The following is a 17,229-nucleotide window of genomic DNA, read 5'->3' on the forward strand; positions in this document are numbered from 1 at the left end:
CCCTTGTACTCGCTACTTTAAAATCTCAGTACAAGCGTGAATTAATCAGAGTGCTAGAGTTTTACTTACATTGAAACTCAAATAACCGATACCTTACATTATCAAATCCCTTGTACTCGCTACTTTAAAATCTCAGTACAAGCGTGAATTAATCAGAGTGCTAGAGTTTTACTTACATTGAAACCCAAATAACCGATACCTTACATTATCAAAACCCCTGTACTCGCTACTTTAGAATACCAGTACAAGCGTGAATTGATCAAAGTGCTAGAGTTTGGTTTACTACCAGAATTTCTCCAATCTCATTAAAACCCATCAATTCAGCGCACTCTTCATCTTCTTACTCTTTCTCTGCTTACTTATTATAGAAATTGCCAGTATAATTACCGTAGAAAGATAAGGTATCATAAGTACAAACTGCGACGGAAACCCGTAAGCCTGCAGCCTCGCCCCTATAGAATCAGCGAAACCAAAGATAAAGCACCCCACAGTAGTAAATATCGGATTGGCATTTCCGAAAAACATCGCTGCCACTCCCATAAACCCTCTACCATTAGTCATATTTTCCACAAACATATTGGAATAACCAAGGGACAAATGTGCTCCCGCAAGTCCTCCTATTACCCCTGACAAAAGTATTACCTGAAACTTTCTTCTGTATGTATTAATTCCCGCAGTTTCCGCGGCTTCTTCATTCAATCCTATACTTCTTGTCCTTAATCCCCATATTGTTTTATACAACACAAACCACATTAGTAAAACAATTGGAACAACAAGAATCTCCATTAGTGAGTAATTATTAAAAATACTATTTAATACAGGTGATTTCTCCAAAAAGGCAAAATGTATCTTTGGCATCGGCGCTATTTCCGCCGAATAAAAACTTCCTGAAGCTTTTAGAAGTTTTTGTAATAAAAATCTTGTCAAAGCAAGTACCAAAAGATTTACAGTCATACCTACGGCGAATATATCACCTTTATATTTCAAATGAGCCAGTCCTATTATTACAGCCACTAAAAGACCTACTACTACTGCAGCCAAAACTGCAAGTATCCAGCTCCCTGTGAGAAAACTTACATACACTGCCATAAAAGCACTCATCAGCATTATTCCTTCCACACCTACATTCAGTATGTTTGCCTGCTGGGTTATTACCGCCGAAAAGGCTGCAAGCAGTATAGGAGTGGAAGCTCTTATTGTGGCATGTATTATTGAATAATCTATTATAGAAGTTAATCCTTTCATTTTTCTACTCCTTATTCTTTTTTTTCCTGCTTTTTATAAAACCAAACAAAGTATCCATTGTGGCAAGCAGTATAAACAATGCTATCAATACATCTATCAGAGACTTCGGCACTCCTGTGTACCTTTCCATTCCCAGAGATCCGCTCTTCAGTGCTGCTATAAACAGACTTAAAACCGGCAGTGCCGCGAGACTTCCCTTTGCTATCAGTGCCGCAAGCATACCGTCTCCTGCTATATTCAATGAGAAGTTATCCAAAAATACTCCGTAAATCCCCATTACCTCTATTGCTCCTGCAAGTCCTCCTATAGCTCCACTCATCAGCATACCTATTATCATAACTTTTTTTGGTCTTACCCCTGTATACTCAGCGAAAAACGGATTGCTTCCTGTATTTCTCATTTCGAAGCCAAGCTTGGTTTTTCTTATAATAAAGTATATAAGGATACACACGCCTATTGCTACGAATAAACCTATATTTGCCCTGCTGGGTTTTAATATTCTCAGCAGAGAAGCTGATTTTTCAATCGGCGGAGTTTGTGAAATACCTGTATGACCTGACAGCGGATAGTTTACCAAATAAGAAGTTATATAAATAGCCACATAATTCATAAGGATAGTTACACAAACTTCATTTACGCTAAAATATGCTTTTAGATACGCAGGTATAAATGCCCACGCAGCTCCCACGATCATCGCAGCTGCAAAACACAGAATTATGTGCAGTACACTTGGCATTCCTTTCAGACTGTACCCTACCCAGGCGGCAGTTACCGCCCCGAGATAGAGTTCACCTTCTACTCCTACGTTAAATACTCCTACTTTGGCTCCCACAATAAATGCAAGACCTGTAAGTAACAGAGGAACAAATTTTTCCAGAGTCGAACCCAGATTAAAATTTCCGACGAATGCCCCTCTGAACAGCTGAATATATGCTTCGACAGGATCTTCTCCCATTATGGCTATAATTATACCGCTTAAAAACATACATACAATAATGGAGATAAATATATTTATATACTTATTTTTCATATTCATGAGCCTTATTTCCTCCTGTCATTAGAAATCCTACGTTCTCCTCTGTAGCTTCTTCTGCGCTGAGAATTCCTGCAATTCCGCCTTCATACATTACTATTATTCTGTCAGATAGGGACATTACCTCTTCCAGTTCGGCCGAAACCAGTAAAATTCCTTTCCCTTTACTTTTATATTCATTTATACTTTTTCTGATAAACTCTATAGAACCTATATCTATTCCTCTTGTAGGCTGTGACGCAATAAGAAGATCAGACTCGCTTCCCAGTTCCCTTGCTACAATTATTTTCTGTGCATTTCCTCCTGACAGACTTTTTGTGCTTATTTCGGGATTATCCGGACGTATATCAAATTTCTTTATTGCTTCTACAGCATAATTTCTTATTTTTTTATAATCCAACAGAACTTTTCCAGAAAATTCTTTTTTGTAAAATCTTGTAGCAACAAGATTTTCTTCTATATTCATATCCCTGTTAAGACCTCTTTTGTTTCTGTCTTCGGGAATGTGTGATATCCCTGCATCACGAATAGTTTTTACTGTTTTATTTTTTATATCTTTACCTTTAAATGATATGTTTCCTTTTTCTACTTCTCTTATACCTGTTATGGCTTCTATCAGTTCACTCTGTCCATTTCCGTCTACTCCGGCTATTCCTACTATTTCTCCTCTTTTTACCTCAAATGAAATACCTCTGATTTTAGCAAGCTCTCTTTCACTGGATACATAGATATCATCCACTTTCAGCAGTGTTTCCTCTACTTGCGGCTTTGTTTTTTCTATATTCAGAAAAACTTCACGGCCAACCATCATTTTAGCCAGCTCTACAGGGTTAGTGTCATTTTTGGAAACAGTGTTTATATGCTTACTTTGTCTCATAACAGTAATTCTGTCACTGATTTTCATTACTTCATTCAGTTTATGTGAAATAAAAATTATGGACTTTCCGTTTTTCTTCAGATTTTCCAGAATCACAAAGAGTTTTTCAGTTTCCTGTGGCGTCAGAACTGCTGTAGGTTCATCGAGGATAAGAATATCCACACCTCTGTACAGAGTTTTTATTATTTCTACCCTTTGTGCTTCTCCCACTGATATATCCTGAATTTTTTTATTTACCTGCACATCAAGTTTATATTTTTCTATATACTCCTCTATTGCTTCCTTTGCTTTGGCGAAATCAATTCTGTCCATTGTTTTTTTTGGCTCAAAACCAAGTATTATATTTTCCAGAACAGTCATTTCCTTGACCAGCATAAATTCCTGATGCACCATTCCTATCCCGAGTTCTATTGCTGTTTTGGTAGAATAATCTTCATAAGCTTTTCCTCGTACTTCGAGTATTCCCCCGTCTTTAGGATAGAGACCGTATAAAATTTTCATCATAGTGGATTTTCCGGCTCCGTTTTCACCTATCAGTGAATGTATTTCACCTTCATACAAATCGAAAAATCCGTTTTTTATTGCTGAAATATTACCGAATCTTTTTTCTATGTCTTTCATTAATACAATCTGCTTTTTCAATTCCTTTTTCCTCCTGTTCTTTTTTGAGGAATATTATTCAAATTTAAATCCAGGATAAGATTCTACTTTTATTTCTCCTGATTTTATTTTTTCAGTTAATTCACCAATTCTTGTAAGTATATCTTCCGGGAATTTATCGCCAAGAGCCTGTTTCATTACTGACATGTCTGTAAGACCTATTCCGCCGTTGGCAACATCCATTTTCAAGATTTCTCCGCCTTTGAATTTATCTTCCACTACTGACTTGATTACTTCATATGTTCCTACATCTACTCTTTTCAGCATAGAAGTAAATATGAATCCCGGATAAATATCATCCTGATTAATATCTACACCAATTGCATACTTGTTTGAATCTTTTGCAGCTTCCAATACTCCGTTTCCAGTGTTCGAAGCTACGTTCATTATTATGTCGGCACCTTGGCTGTACTGTGCAAGAGCAAGTTCTTTCCCTTTCAGAGGATCATTGAAAGTTCCTGCGAATGATACTAATACCTTTGTTTCAGGATCAATATACGCAGCCCCTTGTTTATATCCAGTCAGGAAGTCCTGAAGTACCGGAATATCCATTCCTCCGACCCATCCTATTGTTTTCTCAGGATTTACATTTGGAATATCTGTTTTTTGTGTGAATAATGCGGCAGCTGCACCTGCAAGGAACGATCCTTCATTTTGTGCGAATACTACAGACATTACATTTGGTTCATTTACCACTGTATCTATAATTGCAAACTTTACATTAGGAAATTCAGGAGCATGTTTTTTTATAATATCCTGAAACTGGCTCGAATTACCTATTACCAGATCGTATCCTTCCGAAGCCATAGAAACCACATTTGTTTCCCAGTCAGACGGTACTTTTGATTCCAGTGTTTTTACTTCTATATCATACTCAGCCATTGCTTTTTTTATTCCCTCATTCGCAGAATCATTAAAAGATTTATCTCCCAAGAATCCCGCATGTACTATTGCTATTCTTATTTTTTTCTTTCCGCTTTCCTTTGTTCCTTCTGCTGCCTGGTCTCCTTCTTTCTTGTCACCGCCGCAGCTTATTACCATTAAAAATACCAATAACATCGTAAAAACTCTCATAAAACTTTTTACTTTCATTTCTTACCTCCAAAAAATAAACTTTATTTAGATTTTAAAAACAATTCTAATTCTTCTTGTGTAGGCAATGATTGTTGTGCGCCGCTTCTTGTTACTGTCAGTGCAGAAACACCCACGGCAAATTCAAGAGCATCTGATACACTTGCATCTTGTGCGAGCTTTAGTGCAAAAGCTCCTATAAAAGAGTCGCCTGCTGCTGTAGTATCTACAGCTTTTACTTTCATGGCTTTATACTCTCTTGTTTCCTCTCCCTCTGTGTACATACCTCCTTTCTCACCCAGAGTCAGTATAATATTTTTTGCTCCTTTGTTTCTTAGTTTTTTTATTGCATGAATATATTCTGTTTCAGGTATACTTTCCTTTCCTGATACGATCTCAAGTTCTGTTTCATTTAGTATCAGAAAATCTGTTGCATCCAGGATTTTGTCACTTATTTCCACTGCAGGGGCAGGGTTTAATATTGTTATCTTCCCTCTTTTGGCTGCCTGCTCCAGTGCATATTCCACTGTATTTATAGGAATTTCCTGCTGCAATATTACTATATCAGCTTTATCCAATAATTCAGCCGCAGAATCTAAATCTTCCTTTGAAAGCTTTGAATTGCTTCCGGGAATTACCACAATACTGTTATTTCCGTCATTATCTACTTCTATAACAGCTGTACCTGTGATATCACTGCATCTTATGATTCCTTCTGTTTTGATATTATTATTTTTCAGGTTCAGAAGTAACTGTTCCCCGTAATTGTCATTTCCCAGCTTCCCGATCATACTTACATTACCGCCCAGCTTTGCCGCTGCTACAGCCTGATTGGCTCCTTTTCCCCCGGGATTTTCGTATAATGTCTCGCCTAATATTGTTTCCCCGAGTTTTGGCAGCTTTTCCACCTTTACTACCAAATCCATGTTTAAGCTTCCTATTACCAGAATTTGTTTCACTTTTTTCCAGCCTCCTTCCCACTAAGATTCTTTATACTCAACTTTTGATTTGTAGCCCTTTCTAAATCCACCTCTATTTTCTGGTTAAAATTTTTGTCCTCTATTTTTCTGAAAAGTATTTCTACCGCTTTCTGCCCCATAAGCTCAAACGGTATTTTATATGCAGAAATTTCAAGTCCGAAGTATTCTCCCCATTCTATTTCCTCAAATGAAAACACGCTTATATCATCAGGTATTCTGTGTCCTGATTCACGCACAGCTTTCAAAAGTCCTATTGTCATAAGGTTATTTGATACGAATACACCTGTTATGTCTGTATTTTTTAGTATTTCTTTTGTCATCTTATAGCCGCTTTCCACGTTAAAGTCACCATAAAATATATTTTCTTTCTTTACTTTCAGTTTGTTGTCAAGAAGTGCCTTTTTATACCCTTCCAGTCTGTCAGTGGATGTCTTTTCTGTTAACGGCCCTGTGATTATGGCTATTTCTTTATGTCCGCTTTCTATAAAAAGTTTCGTCGCATTATATGCCAGCTCAAAATTCGGCATTAAGACACTGGGAAGATCTATTTTAAGCCCTCTGTCCAGTATAATAACAGGAATTTCTTTCATATATTCTTTCAAAAAATCACTTCTGGGATAAGTCTCCCTTGTTGCAATTAGTATAATTCCTTTAATTCTCTGCTCAATCAGTGTTTTTATAAATTTTTCCTGATTTTTAAATTCCTCTCCTGAGTTGCATAGCAGTACATTCAGACCTTTTTTTTCTGCTTCGATTGATATTTTATCTACTATTTTTGCGAAAAACGGGTTGCTTATATCAGGAATAATAACACCTATAGAGTTATTTTCCCTTTTTGAGAGATTTCTTGCTATTGCATTAGGGTAATAATTATTCTTCTCAATAATTTTCATTATCTTTTCGCGTGTTTCTTCCTTTACGTCAGGGCTGTTGTTTAATACCCTTGATACTGTTGCTTTTGATACTCCCGATAACTTTGCTATGTCTGTTATTTTCATAAAACCACCTTTTTGGAAACGGTTACATTTTCTCACCGTCTGAAAAATTCTTTGTTTTTTTGTTTTTTGGAATCGGTTACATTATTTTCTTAAAAAAAAATTATGTTAATAAATTGTGTTTTTGTATGAATTTTTTTGCTATTTAGCAGATAAGATTGCAGAATTAAAAGTGTCTTGAATTTTCACTACAAAGATACCTTGAAAATTCTAAAATGTAAAATTATATAATATATATCGATTGATAAAAAATAAATATGCATTACAAATATATCTGTATTATCAGTTTAATTTTCACAACATTTTTGCTGTATTCACTCCTAACAAAAAATCTTTATTTTGTAATTTATAATATTATTTTTGAAAATAAAAAACACCTTTCGGTGTTTTTCACATTTATTGAACTTTTATGTATTTATTACTTCCGAAAGCATCCCAGACTATAGATTTATCAGCATAGTCGGCAGGTATTTTATATACCAGCTTTGTTTTCTTCGTCAGTTTAGGATTCACTCCTTCCAAAAATGCTCCATAACCCTCTGACAGCATTGTTTCATCACTAGTTATCTGGATTTTATCTTCTCCGTCACCTAAAATAACTTTTCCTGCACTAATCAGTGATTTGCTTTCATTTGCTATATTTTTGGCGCTTACAGTTATAATAAGATATTTTACTCCTTCTTCTTTATCTAAAGATGTAAATGTATCTACTTTTAATGAATCTACTGTTTGAATCTTGCTTACTGTTACCTCAAAATGGTTTGTTACATATGCTTCCCCAATTTTCCCCATTTCTACAGGCTTTTCTGTTTTTTCCTTTTTTGCAGAATCAACAGATGATACACTAGATTTCTCGGAACTTTTTGAAGAACTACCGGATGTACTTGAGCTGCTTGAACTTCCCCCTACACTTCCTACTGCTAAAACTACAAATATTATTATTCCTAAAATTAAACCAATTTTTTTCATATTTTCCTCCTTAAATTTTTGTTTTTTAGTATAAATCTGTATTATTTTATTATACTTATATTTTTAAATTTACATTTATTTATTTAAATGTAAAAATTAGATTTATTATATCATTCTTTTAGTATTTTTACAATTGATTAATAATAAAATTAATTAATATTTTTATATCAAAAAAACAAGATTTCATAAAAATCTTGTTTTCAAACTAATTTTCTTTTTTTGCTAATATATAATCATAATACTCTTTATATTTCACTCCAATTTTGGAAAGCTCTCTTTCCTCAGCCAGTTCATAGGCTTCCTCTGTTACAACGGAAGTATTGTTATTTACAATATATTCTATCTGTTCCGTGAATTCTGTGTTATTACTCCCTTTGAAACATGTTTTTCTGTTTTTCAGCCAGTCTGAATAAACCGGTATGTCTCTCAAAAGTGCAGGCAGTCTCATAGATAGTGCCTCCAAAACCACTATTCCTTCATTTTCCTCATATGTAGGAAAAAAGAACAGATTCGCCGAGCTGTATGCACCGAGCAAAATTTCCTCATCTACAAAGCCGGGAAAGATCACATTTGCCGGTGGATTTTCTATGATATTTTTTACTTTCTTAGGCAGTATATTTTTTATACTTGAGGCTCCAAACCAGATAAATTTATACTCAGGATTTTCCTTTGCTATTTCCACAAGATCAAGTACCCCTTTTCTCTGAAAAGGAAGCCCTGCTGACATTATTATTATGTCATTATCACCAAAGCCAAATTCTTTCCTGAATTTTTCCCCCAGTTCTTCATTTTTGCTAAAACGTTTTATATCCACACCATTTGATATTACTCTTATTTCCTTATCTGACACATACTTTGAGGAGATAAGGTTCTTTGTATAGTTAGTAGGTGATATAAGGTAATCTGCGCTGTTATAAAGCTTTTTAGCCCATAATTTTATCACACATGACAGCTGATTGCTGAACTTTATGCTCCCGCGAAAATCTTCCGATGTAGTGTGTGTATGATAGACTACAGGTTTTTTCTTTTTTTTGGCACTTCTCAGCACTTTCCATGAAGCAAGCCCGATTGTATTTATATGTGCTATATCATAATCATCATTTGGATCAAGAGTGTAGTCCACTCCATTAAGACCAAGGGCCTTTTTTTGGTGCTCTAAAGCCTTTCCAACGCCTGATTTGCTGAATAAATTTTTTCCCTCCGAAAAAAGTAAAATTTTTGCCATTTTTAAACTCCTTTATTGTATCATAATACACTTTTTCTATACTGTCTCCAAAAGCCTCTGCCGAGAATTCTTTTGAGATTTCCAAAGCATTTTTCTTTAATTCCTTTACCAGCTCTTTATCTGCTTTTATCGTCTTAATATTTTCCAAAAACTCATCTGTGTCTTTATACAGTAACCCTGCTTTTTTTTCAGTTATTAATTTCTCTAGATTTTCATCAAATCTCGCACTAACTACTAATTCCGCAGCCATAGCTTCAAGAAAAGTAAGTCCCTGTGTTTCGGAAATACTTGCATTCAGAAATATATCACCAATCTGATAGTATATAGGTATTTTTTCATATGGAATCTCACCTGAAAAAATAACCCTGTCACCAAAGTTAAACTGTTCTGCAAAAACCTTAAAATCTTCCAGATCGGGTCCTTTTCCTATTATCAGCAGCTTCATCTTTTCATCATCTATTTTAGCAAATGACTCTATAAGATAATCTATACTCTTTTCTTTAGCGACTCTTCCAATGTAAACACATAAAAATTCGTCATCTTTTATGCCATACTGATGTCTTAACTCTTGTCTTTCTTCATCTGTATAATTTTTTCTGTAAAACCGCTCTATATCTATTCCTGTGGGTATTACGTACATATCTTTTTCTACACCGTAGGATTTTATTATTTTCTCCACTTTTTCGGTGGGTACCACAAGAGAATCACACATATCACAGTAAAATCTGCTTATTCTCTGTGCGAGCTTACGTGCCTGCTTCTTAAAGTGCCCTTTAGTCACATAATGAGTATAGTATTCATACAGCGTATGATATGTATGAACCAAAGGAACATTAAGCCTTTTGGATGCAAACCTTGAAAATGTTCCTACACCCCATTCTGTCTGTGAATGGATAATATCAAGATTCAGTTTTTTTATTTTATTGATTACTCTGTTAGAATAAATCATTCCAAGCCTGTATTGTGGAGCAGGTTTGAAAACAAGACTCGGAAGTCTCAGAACATTACTTTCCGGATAGTGTACTTCCGGATCCGAAGTTGTTATAATGTAAACTTTATGCCCCTTTTTTCTGAGCTCTCTTTCTAATACAGTGATAGAAGTCACTACTCCGTTTACCTGCGGCTTGTATGTATCGGTAAAAATCCCTATTTTCATTCTTATCCACCTTAAAAATAAATTGTTTATACTATTATGATATTAAAAAAGCAAAAAAATGTCAAAATAATTTACTTCTTGCTAAATATACATTTTTCATTATTTTTTATTTAAAAAAACGTATTTTGATCTCTTTAAAAAACATCTGTTCTGCAAAAGCCTTTTAAAGGTGACCAAAATTACCGCAAAATGAATATTTCATCCGCTGTTTTTTCCAGAACACACCTGTATGTATTCAGAGTGTACAGTCGTATTATATCACATTCACATTTTCTAAACAATTGATTTTATTATATGTTTCTATGAATTTTTTGTATAACTGCAATATTTACTTATGAAAATGGTCCCTATAAAAACTCCGGCATAATATACGGATAAAATTTCACAAAATATTATTATTAGATTATTATTGCCAAAAAATTTAATTTTTTTTATTTTATAAAATAAAAAACGGCTTTTTTTAATTTAATAAGCCGTCATTTTTATCTGAATAATACTTTTTATTTCATATTTTTTTCCTGTTATCCTGAAACTTTCTGTTTTTTTGAGTTAAAAAACAAAGATAATACTACCAGTAATAAACCTGCTATTGTATAAATATTAGGTATTTCCTTTAGAAGTAAAAAAGCAAGAATTGCTCCGCTCACAGGTGTTATGAACTTCCATATATTCAGTTCTGACACTGTCATAAGCTTCTTCTGAAGAATCGAATACCAGATAGTAAACGCAAATGTAGAAACTATAACCAGCCATCCTATAGCCAGCAGCAGCGGTGTCTCAAACTGCATAAAATTCTGTTCTTCTCCTGCTATTGTCCCCAGTAATATCAGTAGTCCGCCACCTATAAAAAGCTGACCACCGTTTATAATAACAGGATTTACTCCAAGTGATTTTTTAGCTACATATATATTTACCAGAGCATTTATAACCTGATTGAGTATTAATAAAAATGCACTCACCAAAGTTATAAAAAAAGGATTGTGAGCTGCACTGTCTCCGCCTGATGCTTTGCCTATTACCACTACAAATATCCCCAAGAATCCCAGTATCAGACTGATTATCTTATTTTTATTCAGCTTGTCATCTTTCAATACTATATGTGAGACAAGAGCCGTAGTCACGGGACTGCCTCCCACAATTATGGAAGATACCGTGGCATCAATATATTTCAACGCAGTATAAAATACCGCATAACCTATAAATATCTGAAAAAAACCTATTATAAACAATACCTTAAAATTACTAAAAAACATCTTTATATATTTAAATGAAAATATTAACAATATAACACCGGCAATAAAAAATCTTATTCCTGCGAAAGTAAACTGACCACTGTAGTATCTGTACCCTATTTTAATTGCTACAAAAGCCGTTGACCACAGAAAGGAACTTATGAAAGCGCCCAACGCGGCAACAGCTCTTGTATTTTTAACTTTTGACACTATAAGTTTAATCCTCCGTCTACTCTTATTACCTGTCCTGTAATAAATTTCGACATATCACTGGCTAAAAATAAAGCAGCATTCGATACATCTTCAGATTCTCCCATTGAACGCAATGGAGTATTTGCCAAAACAGATTCTATAACCTGTTCCGGAAGTACATGTGTCATGTCAGTTTTTATAAATCCTGGTGCAATTGCATTTGATCTTACGTTTTTTTTACCGAATTCTTTCGCCCAAGTCTTTGCCATGGCTATAACTCCGCCTTTAGTGGCAGAATAGTTAGTTTGTCCTGCATTCCCGTCAAGACCTACTACTGAAGCCATGTTTATTATACTTGCGTTTCCGCTTTTCAGAAGAAGTGAGATAAATCCCTGTGTCATGTTATAAACACCTTTAAGGTTTATATCCACAACAAGATCCCAGTCTTCCTCCTTCATTTTCATTAATATGGCGTCTCTTGTAACTCCGGCATTATTTACTAATATATCTAATTTTCCATACTGTGCTTTTATATTTGCAGCTGCTTCTTTTATGTTCTCCCTGTCAGTAACGTTAAGCTTAATGAAACTCACATTCTCATGTGTATAATCCGGATCAATCAGATCTCCGGAAATTACCGTTGCTCCGTTGTTAGCATATTTTAATACTATGTCTTTTCCTATTCCTCTAGATCCGCCTGTAACTAAGGCTATTTTTCCCTGTAGCAATTTAACCACCTTTCTTCATAATCACTATTTTATAATTTCTAATTTTACTGAAGTTACTCCAGTATTTGGATTTTCAATAGCCGAAAACGCAGCAGTACTCAGGTCGATAACTCTGCCCTTTACATAAGGCCCCCTGTTGTTTATTCTAACTACTACTGATTTACCGTTATTCAGGTTTGTCACCTTTACTTTTGTCCCAAACGGTAAAGTTTTGTGTGCTGCTGTCATGGTATACGTATCGAAAATCTCACCATTAGCTGTTTTTCTTCCGTGCCACTTCCCTCCGTAAAATGATGCCTTACCAGTTTCATAATACTCCAGATTTTCTGCCTGTGCTGCCTCTGCTGTATTTTTATCCGGTAAACTTTTAGCCTCTTCAAAGAACTGCGGTAATATTACGCTCTCTCTTATTTTATCAGCCGCGTCATTTACATTGTTACTTTTTTTACCCGTTGTACTTTCTGTATAAGTTATTGTCCCCATTAGTACCACAAGTAAAATTAGTGCCTTTTTCATAAAACAAAAACCTCCAATTTTTTTGGTTGCTAGAATTATATCACATTATTGAAAAAAATCAAAATTAATAGAGTCCGCATAAAGCGGACTCTAATAAAAGGGGGGGTTAATTGAGGTTTCAGATCTTACGATCTAAAATGATTATACTACACTTATTGAATAAATGCTATTATTATTTTATTAATTTTAGTTAATTTTTGTATTAATCACATTCCGAGTTTGTGTAAAACCTTGTCCACTACTGCTTTTCGCTCATACAGAGGTTTTCTGGAATCTTTATAAAACCACATGTTTTCTTCCTGAGTAGGAACATTTTCTCTTTTGTATATTATTCCCAAACCGAACATTTCTTTTTCATGGTCGTCAAAAGCCAGTTTCAATGCTTTTTCCCTGTCTGTAGGATCGTGATCCGTAAGCTTGTATGTATGCTCCTGATACCATTTAAATGTGTTCGTTTTATTGAAACTCGGACATGGGTCAAAAATGTCTACCAGAGCGTATCCTTTGTGCTGTATTGCGGCTTTTATGATCTCTTTTGTCCCGGCCATATCTCCTGTAAAAGCTTTTGCCACAAATGTAGCTCCCAGACTTATTGCTACTGCTATAGGATTAAACGGAATAGATGTAACCCCGTTCAGCTGAAGACTTGTTTTCTGACCTATTGAACTCGTAGGAGAACCCTGTCCTTTTGTAAGTCCGTATACCTGATTATCATGTACCAAATGAACAATGTCAGGATTTCTTCTTACATTATGTATAAAGTGGTTTCCGCCTTCTCCGTACATATCTCCGTCCCCGCCTTCTGCAATTACGTTCAGGTTAGGATTTGCCATTTTTATTGCTACTGCCACAGGAAGTCCTCTCCCGTGAAGTCCGTTATAAAAATTCAGGTCTATATACTGCGGCATTTTTGCAGCCTGCCCTATTCCAGATGAGATTACGGTATTTTTAGGATCCATATCCAATTCCTTTAATGCACTCTGTATTATTCTCAGCAAAGAAAAATTCCCGCATCCCGGACACCATGCTATATCTTCATTTTTTGCAATTTTGAATTTATCTTCCATAATTTAATACTCTCCTATCTCTTGGATTAATTCCTCTATATTAAAAGGCAGACCATTATATTTCAAAACTTTTTTATGAAACTCTACTCCGGTTTTCAGCTTTATCAGATCACCAAAATGCCCTACTGCATTATTTTCAATCAAAATAAGCTTTTTAGCTTTATCCAGATAGTCTTTTGTAGATTTTGGCAATGGGAATACCTGTTTGAAACTTAAAAATGCTGTTTTTTCATTCCCGATTTTCAGAAGCGCTTCTTTCACTGCCCCGTATGTAGAACCCCATCCTACTATAAGTGTTTCATAATCCGGGTTTCCTATTAATTCCGGTTCTATATCGACATATTTATCCAGCTTTTTCATTCTTTTATCCATCATTTTTACTCTGACATCAAAATCTTCTGTAATCAGTCCTTCTTCTGTATGTTCGTCAGAATCTACTTTTACAAGTCCTTCTCCATAACCCGGCACAGATCTCGGAGATATTCCAGATTCTGTATACTGATATCTCTTATAATCTCCGGCGCTTTCCACAACATGATATTCATTTTCTTCGAGATTTACTTTTCCCAGATTCAAAGACTGCGACAAATAATGTGCATCACTTAATATTATTACCGGCACCTGATATTTATCAGCTATATTAAAGGCTTTCTGTCCCAGCTCCACACCGCTTTCAAGAGATGTAGGCGCAAGAAGAACACGCGGGAAATCACCGTGTCCTGCATACATTGCCAGATTCAGGTCTCCCTGTTCTGTCCTTGTAGGCAGTCCTGTTCCCGGTCCGGGTCTCATGGCATTATGAATTACAAGAGGAAGTTCTCCGATACCAGACATGCTTATTGCTTCTTCCATCAGTGCAAATCCTCCTCCGGAAGTAGAAGTCAATGCCCTTGCTCCTGCATACCATGCACCAAGTACCATATTCACCGCTGCTATTTCATCTTCAGCCTGTTCTACTATTATTCCGAATTCTTTCTCCCATTGTGCTGCGAGCATTACCACATCAGTTCCCGGAGACATGGGGTATGCTGCTACGAAGTTCATTCCGCCTGCTGCGGCTCCATATGTTACAGCTTCATTCCCCGAAATATGTTTCTGCGGATTTCCTTTTTTCAAATCCAGTTTATACTCTTCACCAAGAGCATAACCTTTTTCAAAAGCTGCTATATTTTCCTGAACCAGCTTTTCGCCTTTTCTGGCAAATTTTTCATTAAGCGCCTTATAGACTTCTTCTTTTGTGGCGTTCAGCATTCCCAGAATCATTCCCATTACAATTGTATTGGAATAAATAGGGTTTCCTACCTCACTTGCCAGCCGTAAAAATTCTGTTTCTTTTATATTATACTTTCCAAAATCCTCTTCTTTGAAAAATGATTTCGGACCGATTATGACTGTTTCTTTCTGGATTCTGTCTTCAAGTCTATATAATGCATTAGGATTAAATACAAATAAGAAATCTGTTTTATTAACATATGAACCAATATATGAATTGGATACCCTTATCTGAGTTGTATTATTTCCGCCCCTTACTCTTGACATAATCTCTTTAAACGCATATACATTATATCCGTCTTGAGCTAATATTTTAGTAACCATCTCTTCTACCGTTTTCAAGCCTTTTCCAGCTTCTCCCGATAGGACAATTGAGATTTCATCCATTAGAGTTACACCTCCATAAAATATTTTTCATTTTACTCTACAAATAATAATATATAATTTTTTTCAGAAAAAATCAAGCTTTGTTTTTATTTTATTGCTTTTATTCTGTATTTTTCCTTAATGTTTTTATCAGACAATTTTTCAAAGGCTTTATTTTCGGTGTTTGTATAAGAAAATTTTTATAGCTTTTTTTCTTTGTGATTTTTTTATTTTTAATAGGGCAGAATTTATAAAAAATCAAATCTCTTCTTTATCATTTAAAAATAATTTCCCCAAAAATAATATTAACACAATAAATGAGACTCCTTCTAATGATATTGGATTTAATAGACTTATCAGATAAATCAGCCAAAAGACAGGAAAGTATTTTACCAAATTTTCTTTCTCATCTTTAAAAATGAACACAAAAATTATCTCTTCAAATACTATTAAAAGATACAGCAAAATATTCAAAGGTTTGCCTAAATTTAAAGCTGATCTATTTAAAAATACTATAATTATTTTTATAAAGAGGTTTATAATATACATTTTATTTATACTCATTTATTATCTCCTGTTTATAATCTGCTAAAAAAGAATTCATTCTAATTCCTCCATTAATTCTTTTATATGTTCTTGTAATGTAATTTCCTCTACTTTTTCTCCATTCACTGAAAGCGTACTTATTTTGTAACTGAGTAAACCGCCTACTCCAAAAAGAACAATAATAAAAATTATCATTCCCCCAAAAATGTACATTATTTTAGAGAATATATTTTTATATTTTTTATCCTCTTTATTAAATAATATTGCCAAAAAACACATTGCGGTCATAGAACATTGCGATACATATGTTATATCGATATGAAATTTGGACATCACAATAAAAACTGAAAAACTTATAGATGATAAAACAAACATATTTCCTGCCCTGAATTTTTTCACCCTTGAAAGAAAAACATCACCAAATATTATAAAAAAATATATTAATACAGGTAAAACACTACTCAAATACAGAGCTTCTCTATATTTGTAAAAACTTATTATTTTCATTATTATTCCTAATAAAATTACACAAATTATCTTTTTATTTTCATATTTCATTTTTTGACCTTTCTATTTTTTCATAGAACATTTTAAACCTCTATTAAATTTCTTCAAGTTCTTTCATTCTATAATTCAAATAAATTTCCATAATCTTATTATCATCTAAAGAAACTTCTGTTGTCTTAAAATATATTAACACTGTTATTGCCATAACAATAACCATCATAATAACAGATCTTAATATAATAAATATTTTATAAAACCATTCAGTTTTTTCTTCTTGATCCTCTTTGTTATAAAGAATTGTTCCTATACAAATAACTAATGATAAGCATTGTGTTATATATGAAATTTCTATATCAAATTTAGATATTATAATAAAAATTGAAGAACTAATTGACAATAAAATAAAAACATTTCTTTTTACAAAACTTTTTATTCTTGAGAGAAAAATATCACCAAACATCATAAAAAAATATATTGATATTGATAAAATATTATTTAAAAATAAAGCTTCTCTGTAGGGAGTGTGCAAGAAAGTCTGTAAATTAAATCTGATATAATAAAAGATTTGTTTTTCATATATTGATTTATCTAT

The 17,229-nt window shown here is 34.0% G+C and carries 17 protein-coding genes; all 17 read right to left on the minus strand.

Translation table 11 applies throughout. The annotated features are described in order from the left end of the window. Positions 1-315: 315 nt before the first annotated feature. The gene (locus NK213_RS16175; RefSeq protein ID WP_253351002.1) at positions 316-1,245 is read right to left on the minus strand and encodes an ABC transporter permease; all 930 of its coding nucleotides are present in this window, start codon (positions 1,243-1,245) and stop codon (positions 316-318) included. Between the two features lie 4 nt (positions 1,246-1,249). Continuing rightward, positions 1,250-2,281, minus strand: coding sequence for an ABC transporter permease (locus tag NK213_RS16180; RefSeq protein ID WP_253351004.1), 1,032 nt, complete (start codon positions 2,279-2,281; stop codon positions 1,250-1,252). Next, positions 2,265-3,797, minus strand: a complete 1,533-nt coding sequence (locus NK213_RS16185) for an ABC transporter ATP-binding protein (RefSeq protein ID WP_253351012.1) — start codon at positions 3,795-3,797, stop codon at positions 2,265-2,267. Before NK213_RS16185 ends, NK213_RS16180 begins: the two co-directional genes overlap by 17 nt. 33 nt (positions 3,798-3,830) lie before the next feature. Further along, positions 3,831-4,907, minus strand: a complete 1,077-nt coding sequence (locus tag NK213_RS16190; protein ID WP_253351014.1) for a BMP family protein — start codon at positions 4,905-4,907, stop codon at positions 3,831-3,833. A gap of 23 nt (positions 4,908-4,930) precedes the next feature. Continuing rightward, positions 4,931-5,845: a ribokinase gene (rbsK, locus tag NK213_RS16195; protein ID WP_253351016.1), complete on the minus strand. Its 915-nt coding sequence runs from the start codon at positions 5,843-5,845 to the stop codon at positions 4,931-4,933. Continuing rightward, positions 5,842-6,864 carry a LacI family DNA-binding transcriptional regulator gene (locus NK213_RS16200; RefSeq protein WP_253351018.1) on the minus strand — a complete coding sequence of 341 codons (1,023 nt, stop codon included), beginning with the start codon at positions 6,862-6,864 and terminating at the stop codon, positions 5,842-5,844. The genes rbsK and NK213_RS16200 overlap by 4 nt, the downstream gene beginning before the upstream one ends. A 393-nt stretch (positions 6,865-7,257) precedes the next feature. Then, positions 7,258-7,830, minus strand: coding sequence for a DUF4352 domain-containing protein (locus NK213_RS16205; protein ID WP_253351020.1), 573 nt, complete (start codon positions 7,828-7,830; stop codon positions 7,258-7,260). Between the two features lie 205 nt (positions 7,831-8,035). Beyond that, entirely contained in the window at positions 8,036-9,055 is a 1,020-nt protein-coding gene (locus tag NK213_RS16210; protein WP_253351022.1) for a glycosyltransferase, read from the minus strand. Further along, positions 8,958-10,211 carry a glycosyltransferase family 4 protein gene (locus NK213_RS16215; protein ID WP_253351024.1) on the minus strand — a complete coding sequence of 418 codons (1,254 nt, stop codon included), beginning with the start codon at positions 10,209-10,211 and terminating at the stop codon, positions 8,958-8,960. Before NK213_RS16215 ends, NK213_RS16210 begins: the two co-directional genes overlap by 98 nt. 521 nt (positions 10,212-10,732) lie before the next feature. Next, a complete protein-coding gene (locus NK213_RS16220; RefSeq protein WP_253351026.1) occupies positions 10,733-11,653 on the minus strand; it encodes an EamA family transporter in 921 nt (306 codons plus the stop codon). Further along, entirely contained in the window at positions 11,653-12,363 is a 711-nt protein-coding gene (gene fabG, locus NK213_RS16225; RefSeq protein ID WP_253351028.1) for a 3-oxoacyl-ACP reductase FabG, read from the minus strand. The genes NK213_RS16220 and fabG overlap by 1 nt, the downstream gene beginning before the upstream one ends. A gap of 24 nt (positions 12,364-12,387) precedes the next feature. Next, complete coding sequence (locus NK213_RS20595; protein WP_305879863.1) at positions 12,388-12,879, minus strand: septal ring lytic transglycosylase RlpA family protein; 492 nt, start codon at positions 12,877-12,879, stop codon at positions 12,388-12,390. Positions 12,880-13,085: 206 nt separating this feature from the next. Continuing rightward, positions 13,086-13,946 (minus strand): thiamine pyrophosphate-dependent enzyme, encoded by an 861-nt coding sequence (locus NK213_RS16235; protein ID WP_253351030.1) that lies wholly within the window; start codon positions 13,944-13,946, stop codon positions 13,086-13,088. A gap of 3 nt (positions 13,947-13,949) precedes the next feature. Then, a complete protein-coding gene (locus NK213_RS16240) occupies positions 13,950-15,605 on the minus strand; it encodes a 2-oxoacid:acceptor oxidoreductase subunit alpha (RefSeq protein WP_253351031.1) in 1,656 nt (551 codons plus the stop codon). 237 nt (positions 15,606-15,842) lie between these two features. Next, positions 15,843-16,148: a hypothetical protein gene (locus tag NK213_RS16245; RefSeq protein ID WP_253351033.1), complete on the minus strand. Its 306-nt coding sequence runs from the start codon at positions 16,146-16,148 to the stop codon at positions 15,843-15,845. Positions 16,149-16,184: 36 nt separating this feature from the next. After that, on the minus strand, positions 16,185-16,688 hold the full coding sequence (locus NK213_RS16250) for a hypothetical protein (RefSeq protein WP_253351036.1): 504 nt from the start codon (positions 16,686-16,688) through the stop codon (positions 16,185-16,187). 43 nt (positions 16,689-16,731) lie between these two features. Then, positions 16,732-17,229 (minus strand): hypothetical protein (locus NK213_RS16255; protein WP_253351038.1); only part of this gene is annotated, 498 nt, incomplete at its 5' end.

The sequence above is a fragment of the Sebaldella sp. S0638 genome (assembly GCF_024158605.1).
Taxonomy (GTDB): Bacteria; Fusobacteriota; Fusobacteriia; order Fusobacteriales; family Leptotrichiaceae; genus Sebaldella.